Source organism: Mycolicibacterium novocastrense, from assembly GCF_001499835.1.
Taxonomy (GTDB): Bacteria; Actinomycetota; Actinomycetes; order Mycobacteriales; family Mycobacteriaceae; genus Mycobacterium; species Mycobacterium novocastrense.
On sequence record NZ_LQIH01000012.1, the window covers coordinates 1 to 16,240 of the forward strand.

Here is a 16,240-nt window from a genome sequence, read left to right on the forward strand (position 1 = left end):
ATGCGCGAGCGACGCAAGAAGGCGGGCCAGGAGTCACAGAAGTCGCCAAGCGCTCCAACATCCCAGCCCGCTAAACGCAACCCTACGACAAACCCACAAGTGGCTTGACCTTCGTTAGGAACTCAAATCCGGTACGCCCGATCAGCCGAACCGACTGAGCCACGTAGCGACACGGTCTCGTATTGGCCGCGAACAGGTTTCGACGGACGGCCCAGACCATATACCGCGGATACGATGTCTCGATTCTGCATTCGAGTGCCCGATTACCTTCGCGAGGTAGCCCGTGAGACTGCGAAAGACACTGGCGTACCTCGGTGTTGCGCTCCTGGCGCTACCGCTCGCCGCACCGGCGGCGGCGCAGCCCGCCGCCGCAACCGCACGGACGACGCAGTGGATCGTCGTCGGCGTACCCACCGCCGACGCCACCTCGGGCACCCTGACCGCCTTTCAGCGGACCGGACAGCAATGGAAGCCCGTCCTGGGGCCGACGCCGGCCAAAGTGGGTGCCCTTGGCGTGGGCGCACCCGCTGACGGTGTGCACCGCACGCCGGTGGGAACCTTCACGTTCGATCAGGCCTTCGGCCGTCAACCCAACCCGGGCACCAAGATGCCGTACTTCCAGACCACGAATCAGGACTGGTGGGACGAGAACGCCTCCTCACCCACGTACAACACCCACGTGCGTGGGCCCCGTAAACCGTCGTCGATCGCCGAGAACCTGTATGACTCCGGTCCCGTCTACGACTACGCGGTCAACATCACGGTGAACCCGCAGCGGATTCCGGGACGGGTGTCGGGAATCTTCCTGCATGTGACCGACGGGAATCCGACGTGGGGTTGTGTGGCAATCGGGCGCGAGGAGATGCGCACACTGCTGACGTGGCTCGATCCCGCCGCGGCGCCGCAGATCACCATCGGGGTCGGCAGCCCGTCGCTGGTGCTGTCGCGGGCGTGATCAGCGGCGCAACGGCACCGCGGCCTCGAAAGCCGCTGCCTTGCCGTCGGATTGCCACTGCAGCCAGTTTTCCCACCGCTTGAGGTTCGATGCCTGCCACCAGCGGTCGAACCTCGGCGACAACCGCCGCGCGATCTCGAGGGTGAGGATCATCGGAAAGCGGCTGAGAAGCAACATGATTCCTGGCAGGGCCGACGGTAGCCGGTAGCGACGACGATTCCACGGGAGCATGTACAGCCCGAGATACCCGGCTTGCAGGCGGTAGTGGTACTCGGCGCGAAGGCGCTCCAGGCCGCGGTGCGACGTCGTGGGTTCGAAAGCCGGAACGAAGGACTGAACGAGTTCGGTGCCGCTGTCCGCGCTGTCATAGCTGCGCGCCGCGTCGCACATGAACAGGATGCGCCATGCATCGGCGACGGTCTCGGGGAAGTAGCCGTCGCATCGGACCCCGACGAGGTAGCCGCAGTAGCGGTTGAAATGCAGGACGGCGCGCATCTCTCGCGGTGAGGTGAGGTGGCCGAGGAGGAACAGTCCGAATGCCGGTGCGACGCTGCCGCCCAAGAGCGTCAGCAGCATGGCGGACTGGCTGATCGGCAGACCCCAGCGCTCGGCGTCCCACTCCGGGTGCGCTCTGACACGATCGCGGACACTGACATGCATGATCCGCACGTGCAGGGAAATGTTGCGCCCCAACGACCCTGGCGTCAGGATGGCGCCCGGTCGGCAGACCTCGATCCACCACCGCGATGTCTCCAGATACCGGTGCAGGGCGCGTTGGCCGGCGTAACCGCCGGAGAGCGACAGGGGCACCGCCAGCCAGCCCTCGGTATAGGTGTCGTTGGTACCGGCGTTGCCGAGCGCGCCCAGTGCGTAGGCCCACCGGCGCCAGACCGCCGCTCCCTTCTCGACGAGGCCCGGATCGACCCACTCGGGGAGTTGTTCGAATTCCTCGAACAATGCACGCATCGACTCGGGCGCCTCGGGCACATTGTCGATGCCCTCCCGCTGGGCCTTCTCGACCAGCTCGCGGGCCTTCCTCGCACCGAGCTCACCGTGATAGGTCTCGGCGACGAAGCGTTCGGCGACGGGGTCGCCCTCGTTCAGGCCGGCGATGAATGCCCGCGCGGTGGTATCGGAGGGAAGCAGATCGATACGGGCAAGTCGCTTCGCTGCATTCCGCAGGAGCCCGCGGCGGCCGGTGAGCCCCGGGTACCGGAAAGCGGACGGAGCCCCGGGCGGGCGAACTGTCGATTCCGGCATGGCTTTGTCATATCTCATACGCATCGCGCCTGTACGCAGAACCCACCGCTGTCCGGTCCCGTGTGTAAGGACCGCCGCAAGTGGTTACTTCTTGCCTACACCGTAAGCAGGGAAGCGTCGCGCGAGGGGGCATCGTGCCTGACGAACCACCGATCGGATCGCAGTCGCAGGACCTCCCCGGCCACACGCGAATCGCCATCGTCGGAAGCGGATTCTCCGGTCTCGGTGCGGCGGTGAGGCTGAACGAGGCCGGACACCGCGACTTCGTCGTCCTGGAACGCGGAAACGACGTCGGCGGGACGTGGCGCGACAACACCTATCCCGGCGCAGCGTGCGACGTGCCCTCGCATCTGTACTCGTATTCGTTCGCGCTGAATCCGAACTGGACCCGGTCGTTCTCGACGCAGCCGGAGATCGAGGAATACATCCGCGGCGTCGCGACCCGGGCCGGCGTCCTCGATCGGCACGTCTTCGGATGTCAGGTCAGAAGAGCCGCCTGGCAAGACGACCGCCATTGCTGGGAGCTTTCGACGACCCGCGGAACCCTGACGGCAGACGTGCTCATCGGCGCGTTCGGCGCCCTGGCCGAACCGTCACTGCCCGCCATCGAGGGCATCGACGACTTCGACGGTGAGCTCTTCCACTCGGCGCAGTGGAACCACGACGCGGAGCTGGCCGGTAAACGGGTGGCCGTCATCGGAACCGGGGCCTCGGCGATCCAGATCGTTCCGGCGATCGCTGATTCAGTCGCCCACATCGATGTCTACCAGCGCACGGCGCCCTGGCTGCTGCCCCGCTTCGACCGGCCCTTCACCCGCGTCGAGCGCTGGGCCTTCCGCAACATCCCCGGAGTCCTGCGGCTCGCCCGGGCGGGGATCTACGCGGCCCGTGAGACCCAAGTGGTCGGACTGGCGAAGAACCCTCGCCTGATGAAGCTGTTCGAATTGATCTCGCGCGCCAAGATCCGCGCAGAGATCCGCGATCCGGAGTTGCGCCGCAAGGTGACGCCGAACTTCCGGATCGGCTGCAAACGCATGCTCATCGCCAATGACTGGTATCCGGCGCTGGACCGCGACGACGTCGATCTCGTCACCGACGGCATCCGCGAGATCGACGGGCGCCGCATCATCACGGAGGACGGCACCGCTCGTGAGGTCGACGCGATCATCGTGGCGACCGGATTCCACGTCACCGATTCGCCGATGTTCGACACCATCTGCGGTACCGACGGACGGAGCCTGAGCCAGACCTTCGCCGACAAGGGCATGCGTGCGTACAAGGGCACGACGATCGCCGGCTACCCGAACATGTTCATCCTCGTCGGACCGAACATCGGACTCGGGCACACATCGATGGTGTACATGATCGAGTCGCAGCTCAACTACGTTGTCGACGCCATCGCCACCATGACGAGCCGCGGCCTGAGCCGTGTTGACGTGCGCCAGGACGCCCTGGACGCCTACAACGACGAATTACAGGACAAACTCGCCGGCTCGGTGTGGATGACCGGCGGTTGCGCCAGCTGGTATCTGGACGCCCACGGCAACAACACCACCCTGTGGCCTGACTTCACGTTCCGCTTCCGCAGACAGACGAAACGATTCGATCTGGACGCCTACGAAACCGTGGCAGCGCAAGAAGTCTGAGCCGGCGCTGCGGGGAGGGTCAGCGTCTTCCATAGGGCTTATCGCGCAACGAAATCCGTCCGTGCACCTCCATCAAGCGGTTCGGCTGCGCAGCCGTTGCGCGGAGATCAGCACGGAGATGCCGACCACCGCCGCACCGGCCAACGAGGCGATCAGGACCGACGTGGTGTCGCTGAGGCGTACCGCGATGCCGATCACTGCCCAGACGATCACCAGGCCGTAGGCGATGTCGCGGTGGCGCAGATTCATCACCAGTCCGAGTGCGGCCGCCACCGCGACCATGATGACGCCCCAGGTCGGTTCCGAGAGACCGAAACCCGACCAGCCGGCGTCATCGAGGGTGATGGTCGCGTTGGCGATGGTCGCGACCGAAATCCAGCCCAGGTACACCCGGAACGGGATGTGCACCGTCCACCGCTCGAGCGTCGACGTGGGTGGGCGCGAGGCTTGCAGGCGGTAGATGACGATGAGGGCGACCAGCAGCACAACCATCACCAGCATGCTCAGCGGAAACTGGTTGTGGTGCCACGCGAACAGCCAGCAACAGTTGGCAGCGGCGGTCAGCACGTACCAGGGCGCGATCGCGCGTGCGGCGCCGCTGTCGGCGCGGCGCTGCGCGAGTGCCAGACCCAGGTACACGGTGTAGGCGATCAGCCCGAGGTAGATGACGCTCCAGATGGAGAAGACGTAACCGGCGGGCACGAAGTACACCTCGACGCGACGGGTGACGTCACCGGTGGTCTGGCCGTTGATCGGCAGGCTGTTGGCGAGGTAGTTGACGACGAGCGTGGCCGCGGTGGCCACACCGACGACAAGTGCCAACAGCACCGTCGAGGTCGATCTCTTGTCGGCCGTCCGGCTCACCATGTCGGGCTCCTCACGTTCGCGCGGATGTGCGCTGCATGCCCGTTTGCGAGGATTCCGAACCCTAGGTTCGCGCGGTGAGGCCCTGGGCTGTGGCGTTGTCGAAGTCGTCGTCGATGAGGACGACGTCGCGGCCGGCGCGGTCGAGGAACGACGCCGCGATCGACGCCCGATACCCGGAGGCACAGTGCACCCAGACCGTTGAGGGCGGAACCTCGTTGAGCCGCTTGGGCAGTTCGTGCAGCGGTATGTTCACCGCGGACGGTATGCGCTCGGATTCGTACTCGTGGGTCTGCCGCACATCGAGCACCGCCACCGCCTCCGTTCGGCGTCGTTGAGCCAGCCGACCGAAGTCGGCGACGGAATATGAGCCGAGTGGGAATCCGTCGCGTAGCTCGTCAATGTCTCCGGTGGCGGCCCCCGTCAGCAGGTCCACTCCGATGCGCACCAGTTCGCGTTTCGCGTCGGCGATCTGCTCCGGTGACTCTCCGATGAGCGTGACCGGGGCGCCCCAGTCGTACAGCCAGCCGAAGTAACTGACAAACGAGCCCGACAGCTCGAAACCCAACGAGCCCTGCAGATGTCCGGCGGCGAACGCGGTCCGACTGCGCAGATCGACCACCCACTCGCCGGCCCCGAGGCGGCGCCGCAATTCGGCGGGATTGATCGGCTCAGGGGGTGTCAGGTCGACGGGCGCGGGTCCCCGGCTGTTGATGACGCCCATGTGCGCGTAGTACGCGGGGTATGCCGACAGTCCGGCCAGCAGTTCGTCGACGTAGGCCTGTTCGTCCTGTGTCAGTGCAGGGTTGGTGCGCCGCTGTTCACCGATGGTCGACTCGTCACCGGAAGCCGGTGTGGCCGAACAGAAGCTACCGAATCCATGCGTCGGGTAGACCGGTGTGTCGGCGGGCAGGCGATCGGCGAGCTTGTGGACGGAGTGGTACTGCGCGCGGGCGAGTTCTTCGGTGGCGTCCGCGCTGATCAGGTCGGTGCGCCCGGTGGTGCCGAACAACATCGATCCTCCGGTGAAAACACCGTGAACGTCGTCGTTGTCGTCGCGAAGCACATAGCTGATGTGGTGGTGGGTGTGACCGGGTGTGTGCACCGCCTCCAACCGGATCCGCCCGGCGTCGATGACGTCACCGTCACTGACGGCACGACGCGCGTAACTCACGTCGTCACCGGCGGGCACCACGTATTCGGCACCGACGGTGCGTGACAGTTCCAGTCCACCGGTCAGATAGTCGTTGTGTAGGTGCGTTTCCAGCACATGGGTGATGCGCGCCTTGCGGCGGCCGGCAACCGCGAGCACTCGGTCGATGTCTCGCTGCGGATCGATCGCAACGGCGACGTCGCCGTGACTGATCAGATAGCTGCGGTCACCGAGCCCGGAGGTTTCGATGATCGAGACGTCCATGGATTTCCCTTCTGCGGTCAACGGAGGAAGACGGTGTCGACGAGAACGTATGCCGCGACGGCGAAGACGAGGTAGGCGAACCAGCGCTGCAGGCGATCGGTGTCGACCTTGGTGCCGAAGTATCCCGCGACCAGCGAGGCGGCCGTTGCGGCGGCGACGAACGCCGCGGTGAGTGACCAGTCGACGCTGATGCCCTGGAGATGCGAGAAGATGCCGGCGAGCGAGTTGGCGACGATGATCAGCAGCGAAGTGCCTATGGCCGTGGACATTTCGATGCCGAGAACTACCACGAGTGCCGGGATGATGAGGAAGCCGCCGCCGACGCCGAACAGCCCGGTCAGCAAGCCGACGACAAGACCGGCCCCGATCGACCGCGGTACACACCGACGCCAGTTGACCTGTCCGGCGCGGACCTCGCAGGCGGTCCCGGTGTTGTCCTGATCGGCCAGCATGCGGATGCCCGCGACCACCATCACGGCCGCAAACCCGATCAGCAGCGCTGACTCGGGCAGATGTCTGCTGATGGCGCTGCCGAGAATGGTCGCGGGGATACCGGCCGCCGCGAAGATACCCGCCATGCGCCACCGAACCTGCCCGGCACGGATTTTCGGCAGCACACCGACGGCCGATGCCACGGCCACGACGACCAGAGAGATCGGAATGGCCTCCTCGATGCCGAGACCCACGCCGTAGACCAGTGCCGGAACGGCGAGGATCGAACCCCCGCCGCCGAGCAGTCCCAGCAGCACACCGATCACCGCGCCGAGCGTCAGTCCGATCGCCAACGCCATGAGTTGCCCTCGACCCGCCTATCGGCGCCACAACCGACGGCCGGGACGGCGCGGCGGTGCGGTCGCCGATTGACAGCGGCAACGCTGTTCGGCCGGCACCGACCGCATCACGTCGTCGACGTGCTGGCCGCAGCCGTCCCATGTGGTCTTGCCGCACGATGGGCATCGGATTGCGTAACACATGCAGCTGTCTCCTTCTGATCCGGTTCCTCAAACTGTTGCGTGGGCATCGATCCACGCGTTGTATCCACCCGCCAGGTCGGACACGTGCCGAAAACCGTTCGCGCGCAGTAACGAAGCCGCGACACTGGATCGCCAGCCGCCCGCACAGTGCAGCAGGATCGGCTCGTCGGTCGGCACTTCACTCATGCGGCTCCGCAACTGCGCCAGCGGGATGTGGATCGATCCGGGGATGGCACCGGCTTCTCGCTCACCGGGGTTGCGGATATCGATCAACGTCACGGCTTCGGCGGCCAGCATCTCGTCGAGCTCGGAAACCTTTGTCCGAGGCGCAATCTGCACCAGATCCCGAAGCTCGGCGGGCAACCGTTCATCGCGGTCGACGTTGAGATAGCCGACCACATTGTCCGAGCCGATGCGGGCCAGCCTCAGCGCGGCCTGCTGTTCTTCTCCCGGATAGGTGATCAGGGCGATCGGTTCCCCGACCTCGGCCACCATCCCGGCGGTCTCGGCGAACCGCCCGTCGAAACCGACGTTCACCGAGCCGCGCAGGTGGCCCGCGGCGAAATCGTCGACGCTGCGCGCGTCCACCACGCGCACGCCGTCCGCGAGTGCAGCCCGCATCTGCTCCGGGGTCATCCTGGCGACCATGCGCTGCTCTTGCAGCAGCGGGTGAACCCGCTTGTTCATCGCGGCGTCGACGGCGAAATATGCCGGTGCGGCGGGCTGGCCGTGGATGAGCATCGAGACGAAGTCGTCTTCGCTCATCGGTTGAACCGAGGGGTTGCTCACCCGCTGTTCGCCGATTGTCGACGTGAGTTCGGTCGACAGGTTCTTGCCGCACGACGAGCCGGCGCCGTGCGCGGGCAGCACCTTCACGTGGTCGGGCAGTTTCATCAACGTGTCGTGGATCGTGTGGAACATCGCACGAGCCAGGTCGCTGGCCGAGCCGTCCCCGATATTGACCAGATCCGGTCTGCCGACGTCACCGATGAACAGCGAGTCGCCCGTCAGGACGGCCGTCGGCTCGACGTCGGCACGCTCGCGAACCAGCACGCTGATCGATTCCCAGGTGTGGCCCGGTGTCGAGAGGATCTCCAGGTCGACGTCCCCCAGCGACACGTGTTCCCGGTCAGCCAGGCGGCGGATCGGATAGTCGGTCTCGGCGGCCTCTCCGAAGCCAATCCAAGCGCCGGTGGCATGGACGAGTTCGAGGTGCCCGGAGACGAAGTCGGCATGGAAGTGGGTGTTGATGACGCCCTCGATCATGAGCCCGTGTCTACGCGCATCGGCCAGGTATTCGGTGATGTCGCGGCGCGGGTCCACGACAATCGCGCGTCCGGTCGACTCGTCACCGATCAGGTAAGACGCGTGTGACAGGCATTCGATGTAGTACTGCTCAAGGATCATCTTCGTTGTCCCTTCTCATCGTCGGGGTGTCGGCTCGATACCCCTCCGGGTATAGTCGACAATACACCCGGGGGTATCTATTCCGCAAATACCCCCGCGGGTAATCTGGACAGCGAAGTGGAAAGGAAAAGCCATGGTTGGTGACCAGGAGGCCATCGCAGCCGTACTCAACCGGCTACGGCGTGCGCAGGGACAACTCGCCGGTGTGATCGGGATGATCGAGCAGGGCCGTGAGTGCAAGGACGTCGTCACTCAGCTCGCGGCGGTGTCGCGGGCGCTCGACCGCGCGGGCTTCAAGATCGTCGCGACGGGCCTACGCGAGTGCATGACCGGGGACCACGAGGGTAATGAACGGCCCATGACCGAGGAAGAACTCGAGAAGCTCTTCCTGGCGTTGGCCTGACAGATTCGCTCGAGGAGGAGGTCGGAGCGATCGGGGGCAGCGAGGTGTCGTCGGAAACGCTCAGGCGAGCTTCGCGAGCGCGGCCTCGGGGTCGTATCCGGCGAACCCGTCGAGGCGGCCGTCGCGCAGGCGGTTGACCCACGCCGGATCGGCGAGCAGGGCCCGACCGATGGCGACGATGTCGAACTCGTCGGCGTCGAACTGCTCGACCAGACGGTCGACGGGGGCAGGCTGGATCACCTGGCCCTGCTTCTCGCTGCGGAACTGCGTCTCCAGCCCGACCGAGCCGACCGCGATGACGGGCACGCCGGTTACCTTCTTCGTCCAGCCGGCCAGGCTCAACTCGCCGTCGTGGTCGGGGAACGCCGGTGCGTAGTGCCTGCGGGTCGACGGGTGCAGAACGTCGATCCCTGCATCCACCAGTGGCGCAAGCAGTTCCTGCAGTTCGGTCGGATCCGCGGCGACGGACGCGGTGTAGTCGGTGCCCTTCCATTGAGAGAACCGGAAGATGATCGGGTAGTCCGGGCCGACGGCGGCGCGGACGGCGGCCACCACCTCGGCAGGGAAGCGGGTTCGGGCGGTCAGCGACCCGCCGTATTCGTCCGTGCGCAGATTGGTTCGGTCCCAGAAGAACTCGTCGAGCAGATAGCCGTGGGCACCGTGCAGTTCGACCGCGTCGAAGCCGACCTCCCGAGCGGTGGCGGCGCTTTCGGCGTACTGATCGGCGAGTCGGTGTAGTTCGCGGACCTCGAGCGCCCGGCCCCGAGGCCGACCGCGGCCGTCGACACCCGAGGGGCCGACGGGCACCACACCGTCGGCGTCGTCACGCTGCACGCCCTGATGCCACAGTTGCGCGGCGATCATGCCGCCCTCGCGATGAACCGAGCCGACGACACGCCGCCAGCCGGCGAGCACCTCGTCGCCCGCGATCGTCGGGATGCTGGCCGGGTATCCGGCGGCCGCATCCGGTAGCCGGATGCCCTCGGTGATGATCAGCCCGACCCCGCCCGCGGCCCGCCGACGGTAGTACTCCGCCACGTCGGCGCCCGGAATCCCGCCGGGTGAGGCCTGACGGGTCATCGGGGCCATCGCGAACCGGTTGGGCACCGTCAGGGAGCGGACCGTGAACGGTCGAAAGAGATCGTCAATCGCCATGAACCGATCCAACGCGAGACCGCGCGGGCCGATTCCATCGGGCCACGCGGCGCGGGATTTACCTAACCTTCGGAGGGCTTGTCGACCTGGTCCTCGGGCAGCGGCAGCGCCTCGGCTCCGGGAGTGGCGGGCGCCATCACGTCGGCGTCCTTGGTGGCGGGCTCTGGCGTTACGTTCTCGTCTGGAGATGTCATGTCCGACTCCGTACCCGTAGGCGCTCACCGGTAATCACACAAAGCGTTCCGCCGAGAGTGGGGTTGTGTCACGCGAATCCGCGACAAGTGTGAGGCAAGGCCACACTCGGCAAGAAGGCGTCGCGCGTCGCTCAGTCGAACCGGCCGGCGTCGACGACCCGCAATACGACCGCGCCGGCCTCGTCGGAGGCGACAAGGTCGACCTCCACGGTGAAGCCCCAGTCGTGGTCGCCCGCGGGATCGTCGAAAATCTGCCGCACCCGCCACACTTCGGGCGCACGGTCGATGACCAGCAGCGCCGGGCCGCGCGCGTCGGCGCCGGTGCCGACGTCGTCGTGCTCGTCGAAGTAGTCCTGCCCGACCTGCTCCCAGCGCGCCGCCGTCCATCCCGAACCGCTGTCCAGCGCGCCGAGTTCGTCCCAGCGCTGCCGGGCGAACAACTGCACCCGCCGGAACAACGCGTTGCGCACCATCGCCGTGAACGCACGCTGGTTGCCGGACAGCGGGCGCGGCGGGGCCGGCACCGCCGCCGGCGCGTCATGTGGCTGGTCGGGGTCGGTCAGCTGCTCCCACTCGTCGAGCAGGCTCGAATCCACCTGGCGGACAAGCTCGCCGAGCCACTCGACGATATCGGTGAGTTCCTCGGTTCTGGCCGCGGCGGGAACTCCGGACCGCAGCGCCTTGTACGCATCGGACAGGTAGCGCAGCACCGCCCCCTCGGCGCGGGTCAGGCCGTACTCGCTGACGTATTCGCGGAAAGTCATGGCGCGTTCCCACATCTCGCGCACCACCGACTTCGGGGACAGCGCGGAGTCGGCGGCCCACGGGTTGCTCTGCAGGTAGACCTCGAAGGTGTGCTCGAGCAGCTCCTCGAGCGGCCTGGGGTAGGTGATGTCGTCGAGCAGTTCGATGCGCTCGTCGTACTCGATGCCTTCGGCCTTCATCGCAGCGACGGCCTCGCCTCGGGCCTTGTTCAGCTGCGCCGCCAAGATCTGACGCGGATCCTCCAGCGTCGCCTCGGTCACCGAAACCACATCCAGCGCAAAGGTTTCCGATGTCGGATCGAGCACATCGACGGCGGCCAGAGCGAATGTCGACAACGGTTGATACAACGCGAAGTTCGGCGGCAGGTCGACGGTCAGCCGGTATCTGCTGCCGTCGGGACCGGGCTGGTCGAGGCGCTCCACCACACCGGCCTGTAGCAGTGAGCGCGCGATACCGACGGCTTCGCGGATGTGCTGCAATTGCCGATTGCGTGGCTCGTGGTTGTCGGTCAACAGCCGCCGCATCGCCTCGAAGGGGTCGCCGGGACGGTCGACGACGTCGAGCATCATCGCCGTCGACACCCGCATGTTGCTGGTCAGCGGTTCGGGCGTGGCCTCGATCAACCGGTTCATCGTCGACTCGCTCCACGGCACCATGCCCTCGGGAGCCTTGCGGCGCACCAGCTTCCGGCGCTTCCTGGGGTCGTCGGCGACCTTGGCGAACTGTTTGAGGTTCTCCACCTCGTGGTCGGGCGCCTGCACGACGACGGTGCCCGCGGTGTCGTAGCCGGCCCGCCCGGCCCGACCTGCGATCTGGTGGAACTCGCGCGCATTGAGCAGCCGGGTGCGCACCCCGTCGTACTTCGACAGCGCCGAGAACACCACCGTGCGGATCGGCACATTGATGCCGACACCCAGCGTGTCGGTGCCGCAGATCACCTTGAGCAGACCGGCCTGCGCCAACTGTTCGACCAGCCGCCGGTACTTCGGCAGCATCCCGGCGTGGTGCACTCCGATACCGTGTCGCACCAACCGGGACAGCGTCGCGCCGAAGGCCGTGGAGAACTGGAACGCGCCGATCATCTCCCGGATCTCGGCCTTCTGCTCTTTGGTGCTGACGTTGACGCTCATCAACGCCTGCGCGCGCTCCAACGCCGAGGCCTGGGTGAAGTGCACGACGTAGATCGGGGCCTGCGCGGTCTCGAGCAGATCGCCGATCGTCTCGTGCATCGGAGTGTTCGCATACGAAAAGAACAGCGGCACTGGGCGTTCGGCGTTGGACACCAGCGCCGTCGGGCGGCCGGTGCGCCGGGTGAGGTCGTCGCGCAGGAACGAAACGTCACCCAGCGTCGCCGACATCAGCAGGAACTGCGCCTTCGGCAGTTCCAGCAGCGGAACCTGCCACGCCCATCCGCGGTCCGGATCGCCGTAGAAATGGAACTCATCCATCACCACCAACGCGATGTCGGCGTCGGCCCCTTCGCGCAGCGCGATGTTGGCCAGCACCTCGGCGGTGCAGGTGATGATCGGCGCCTCGGCGTTGACCGCGGCGTCACCGGTCAGCATGCCGACGTTGTCCGCGCCGAACACCTTGCACAGCGCGAAGAACTTCTCGCTAACCAGCGCCTTGATCGGCGCGGTGTAGAAGCTGCGGCCATGCCGTGCACCGGATCGGGCCAGCGTCGCGAACAGCGCGCCCGTGGCCACCAGCGACTTCCCCGAACCGGTCGGGGTCGCCAGGATGACGTTGGCGCCGCTGACCAACTCGATCAGCGCTTCCTCCTGCGCCGGATACAGCACGGTGCCGTTGGCCTCGGCCCAGGCGGCGAAGGCCGTGAACAGCGCGTCGGGATCGGCGCCCAGCCCGTGTGCGATGTCGGTGAGTGAAGTCTCAGGCACCTCGATGCACCGGCCCCAGCCGGTTGGCGATCTGCTCGGCGGCCTGCTCGACCTCGGTGAGCCTGCTCCGCAGCCGCTCGGGCGCCCAAGCGAGTGCGATTCGCGCTGGGGGCCAGTTGCTTTCGTCGATCGGCACCAACTTGAACTCCGGCGGGGAGAACATCTTGCCGATGAACGAGTCGGGTGCGTAACTCACCAGCGCGACGAGATGCCGGTTGAACACGGCGGTGGCCATCTCGAGTTCGCCGCCGCGCTGGTTGGTGGTGCGGACGATGCGGTGCACACCGCGGCTGTTGAGTTGTCGGGTCAACCCGGCCAGCACCACCGGATTGGGCCGGGCGAAGTCGATCACGACCTCCCGGTCGCGCAGTTCGTCGATCGCCACAAGGTCTTTGGCGGCCAGGGGATCGTCGAAGCGCACCGCGACCGCACCCTGATAGCTGGCCACCACCTTGTGACGCAGGCGTTTGTCACCGGCGGGCAGGTGGATCAGGCCCAGCTCGGCCTGTCCGGCGATCAGCTTGGCGGCGACCTCCGTACCCGACCCGGGAACTCCGAACTCCGTCGGGACGGGCAGGTCGGTCAGCACCGTCTCCAGTTGCGCGAGCAGGTCGGACGGCGCATAGGCGGTGGCGCTCAGCCGAAGCGGCGCCGGACCCTGCACACCGTGCTTCGCGGTGGCTTTGAACTCTTCGACCTGTCGCAGGATTTCGCGGGCCGGGCCGATCAACCGTTCGCCGAGCGGGCTCAGCCGCACGTCGTGGTAGCCGCGTTCGAACAAGGGTCCGCCGAGTTCCTTCTCGAGGAGTTTGATCTGCTTGCTCAGCGGGGGCGGCGTGATCATCAGCTTGTCGGCAGCCCGCTTGAAGTGCAGTTCGTCGGCCACGGCGACGAAGTACCTGAGCCTGGTGAAGTCGATGTCCATTCCTGCGGTGTCTCGTACGGGTGCCGTGCCACCCGAATGCTACGAGATCACCGGTGCACCCGGGTCAGACGTGCACGTCGCCTGTGGTGGTCTCGAGCACCCTTCGCCGATGCAGCGCATCGATCTCCGTCGGGTTCAGGCCGAGGAGTTCGGTGGCGATCTCGGCGGTCTGCTCGCCGATGAGCGGGGCCTGCAGCAACGGGGGATCGGCGACGTGATCGCAGTGGATCTGCACGTTCTCCATCGTGAACGGGACGTCTGCGTGCGGGTGAAGCTCCTCGCGGAACGATCGCCGCTGCTGGTAGTACCCCCACGACGGGAGCTCGTCGGCGTGCATGACGGCACCCGCGGGCACGCCCGCGGCCTGCAGCCTTTCCATCGCCTCGATCCGCGAATGCCGCGTGGTCCAGGCGCGCACGGCGTCGGGGTCGACCTCACCGTCGCCCGGCAGGCCGATGACCCAGCGCAGCGCCTGCAGCTCGGCGTCGTCACGCACGGTGATCGCGATCCACTCGTTGTCGCCCGCGGCCGGGAACAGTCCCCACGGTGTCCTGCCTCCCGTGCCGGAGCGGGGGTGCCCGGCACGCTCGAGAGCGTCGGCGGCGATGTCGGCGGCGACATGACTGAGCATCACCTCGGCCTGGGCGATGCTCGCCGACCCGCCCTCGCCGGTGCGTTCCCGGCGCAGGAGCAGCGCAATCGCAGACAGGGCGCCGATCCTGGCCGCGACGTGGTCGGGGTAGACGGTGACGGTGTCGCAGAATGTCTCGGGCTCGCCCGGGTACACCCACTGACTGGTGAACCCGACGGCGGCGCGCACCAGCGGCCCGTAGCCCAGGCGGTTGGCCCACGGACCGCTGGGACCGAAAGCGGAACTGTCCACCACGACGATGCCCGGGTTGATCCGTCGCAGCGTCGCATAATCCATGCCCAGCGCTTCGGCGACGCCGGGTTTGAAGTTCGTCAGCACCACATCGGAGGCCCGCACCAGGCGGTGCGCGAGTTCGAGACCTTCCTCCGTGCGCAGGTCGAGCCCGATCGAGCGCTTGTTGCGGTGACCCGCGGCGAACGGCTGGGTCATTGTGGTGAGCTTGCCGACGCGCAGGCCGTCGGGATGGGCGGAGTGTTCGATCTTGACGACGTCGGCGCCCAGATCGCCGAAGAGCCGGCCGGTGTCGGCTCCGACGACGATGACCCCGAGATCGAGGACGCGGATCCCTTCCAGCGGCCGCCCCTCGGCTCGGCGCTGCCGACTCGCCAACAGTGGTGCGGCGGTGAGGGGTTCGGATCGATGCGAGTCCATGTCGAGTGCGCTGGCGCGATGGCCGTCGATTTCGCTGACACCGACCGGGACCGGGGCCACGACGCCGGGCACCAGCTCCACATCGCGGAAAAAGCCACGCGCACTGAAGTGTTCGGCGGTCATCGCCTCCGACAGGGTCAGCACCGCCGCCGTCGGAACGCCGTGGGCCTGACCCTGGGACTCCAGCTCCGCGCGGGTCTTGTCGGCGCAGAAAGCGGCGATCGCATCGAGCAGATGCGGTGAGCGGAACCGCTTTCCGAGTTTGTCGTATGAGGGGTCGGCGAACTCCTCGGGGTTGCCCATCCAGGTGAACATGCCGCGCCACTGCCGTTTGGCCAGGATGCAGATGCGGACGTGGCCGTCCTTGCAGGGGATGATCGGGTAGCGCTGACGTTCGGCGTCCCAGTCGCGCTGCTGCAGCTTCACCGCTACGCCCGCCGACGCGCTGCCCGCCGAGCCGAACGGCGGGTCGAGCGTTTGCATCGCCCCTTCGAGGATCGAGAAGTCGATCAGGTCGCCCTCACCGGTGCGCAAGCGGTCGAGGTAGACCGCGACGGCCATCACCGCGGCCTGCGCGGCGGCCACGTGGTAGGGCAGTTCGCCCGGCGGTACCAACGGCTCGCGGCCCGGGATGCCGGACCGCGACAGCTCGCTGGTCAAGGCGTGGAACACCGGACCGGTGCCCTGCCAGGTGCGGTAGTCGTTGTCGCGGCCGAAGTCGCTGAGCGACAGGATCACCAGCGCCGGATGCTGCCTACGGATCTCACGCACCGCCAGCGTCGCCTCGGCGAGCGATCCGGGCCGGGTGCTCTCGATCAGGATGTCGGTGCCGCCAAGCATTTCGGAGAACCCGTCGCGGCCCGCCGCGGTCGACGGAGCCAGCTCGACGGTCTCCATGCCGTGCCGGTCGATGGCGGTCTGCACACCTACCCCTGCCAGGTGCGGTCCCACCACGTCGTCGTCGGTGACACCGAGCAGGCGCAGCACCGTCACCCGCGCCCCGAGGTCGGCGAGCAGCCGGCCGATTGCGCTCATCGGGCCCGAGCTCAGGTCGAGGATCCGCATCCCCGACAG

13 protein-coding genes are annotated in these 16,240 nt (G+C 67.0%); 3 read left to right on the top strand and 10 right to left on the bottom strand.

Going from position 1 to position 16,240, the window contains the following annotated elements:
* The first annotated feature begins 283 nt into the window (after positions 1–283).
* The gene (locus AU072_RS10340) at positions 284–955 is read left to right on the top strand and encodes a L,D-transpeptidase family protein (protein ID WP_064413707.1); all 672 of its coding nucleotides are present in this window, start codon (positions 284–286) and stop codon (positions 953–955) included.
* Here the strand turns inward: AU072_RS10340 and AU072_RS10345 are convergent, their stop codons facing one another.
* Positions 956–2,215, bottom strand: a complete 1,260-nt coding sequence (locus tag AU072_RS10345) for an oxygenase MpaB family protein (RefSeq protein ID WP_064413708.1) — start codon at positions 2,213–2,215, stop codon at positions 956–958.
* A 152-nt stretch (positions 2,216–2,367) separates the two neighbouring features.
* Between AU072_RS10345 and AU072_RS10350 the strand changes: the two genes are divergently transcribed.
* The gene (locus tag AU072_RS10350) at positions 2,368–3,861 is read left to right on the top strand and encodes a flavin-containing monooxygenase (protein WP_064413999.1); all 1,494 of its coding nucleotides are present in this window, start codon (positions 2,368–2,370) and stop codon (positions 3,859–3,861) included.
* Positions 3,862–3,933: 72 nt separating this feature from the next.
* On the opposite strand, the gene AU072_RS10355 is transcribed toward AU072_RS10350, so the two are convergent.
* From AU072_RS10355 to AU072_RS10370, 4 genes are all read right to left on the bottom strand, one after another.
* Positions 3,934–4,728, bottom strand: coding sequence for a TspO-related membrane protein (locus AU072_RS10355; protein ID WP_064413709.1), 795 nt, complete (start codon positions 4,726–4,728; stop codon positions 3,934–3,936).
* A gap of 61 nt (positions 4,729–4,789) precedes the next feature.
* Positions 4,790–6,142: an MBL fold metallo-hydrolase gene (locus AU072_RS10360; protein WP_064413710.1), complete on the bottom strand. Its 1,353-nt coding sequence runs from the start codon at positions 6,140–6,142 to the stop codon at positions 4,790–4,792.
* Between the two features lie 17 nt (positions 6,143–6,159).
* The gene (locus tag AU072_RS10365) at positions 6,160–6,933 is read right to left on the bottom strand and encodes a sulfite exporter TauE/SafE family protein (protein WP_064413711.1); all 774 of its coding nucleotides are present in this window, start codon (positions 6,931–6,933) and stop codon (positions 6,160–6,162) included.
* Positions 6,934–7,143: 210 nt separating this feature from the next.
* A complete protein-coding gene (locus AU072_RS10370; RefSeq protein ID WP_064413712.1) occupies positions 7,144–8,523 on the bottom strand; it encodes a rhodanese-like domain-containing protein in 1,380 nt (459 codons plus the stop codon).
* A 133-nt stretch (positions 8,524–8,656) separates the two neighbouring features.
* Between AU072_RS10370 and AU072_RS10375 the strand changes: the two genes are divergently transcribed.
* On the top strand, positions 8,657–8,926 hold the full coding sequence (locus AU072_RS10375; RefSeq protein WP_064413713.1) for a metal-sensitive transcriptional regulator: 270 nt from the start codon (positions 8,657–8,659) through the stop codon (positions 8,924–8,926).
* A gap of 60 nt (positions 8,927–8,986) precedes the next feature.
* On the opposite strand, the gene AU072_RS10380 is transcribed toward AU072_RS10375, so the two are convergent.
* The 5 genes from AU072_RS10380 to AU072_RS10395 form a co-directional block, all read right to left on the bottom strand.
* Positions 8,987–10,081, bottom strand: coding sequence for an NADH:flavin oxidoreductase (locus AU072_RS10380; RefSeq protein WP_064413714.1), 1,095 nt, complete (start codon positions 10,079–10,081; stop codon positions 8,987–8,989).
* Between the two features lie 62 nt (positions 10,082–10,143).
* A complete protein-coding gene (locus tag AU072_RS28780) occupies positions 10,144–10,275 on the bottom strand; it encodes a hypothetical protein (RefSeq protein ID WP_263987676.1) in 132 nt (43 codons plus the stop codon).
* Between the two features lie 131 nt (positions 10,276–10,406).
* Positions 10,407–12,938 carry a DEAD/DEAH box helicase gene (locus AU072_RS10385; protein ID WP_174523756.1) on the bottom strand — a complete coding sequence of 844 codons (2,532 nt, stop codon included), beginning with the start codon at positions 12,936–12,938 and terminating at the stop codon, positions 10,407–10,409.
* Positions 12,931–13,863 carry a LysR family transcriptional regulator gene (locus AU072_RS10390; RefSeq protein WP_064413716.1) on the bottom strand — a complete coding sequence of 311 codons (933 nt, stop codon included), beginning with the start codon at positions 13,861–13,863 and terminating at the stop codon, positions 12,931–12,933. The genes AU072_RS10385 and AU072_RS10390 overlap by 8 nt, the downstream gene beginning before the upstream one ends.
* A 64-nt stretch (positions 13,864–13,927) precedes the next feature.
* On the bottom strand, positions 13,928–16,231 hold the full coding sequence (locus AU072_RS10395; protein ID WP_064413717.1) for a CaiB/BaiF CoA-transferase family protein: 2,304 nt from the start codon (positions 16,229–16,231) through the stop codon (positions 13,928–13,930).
* Positions 16,232–16,240: the final 9 nt, after the last annotated feature.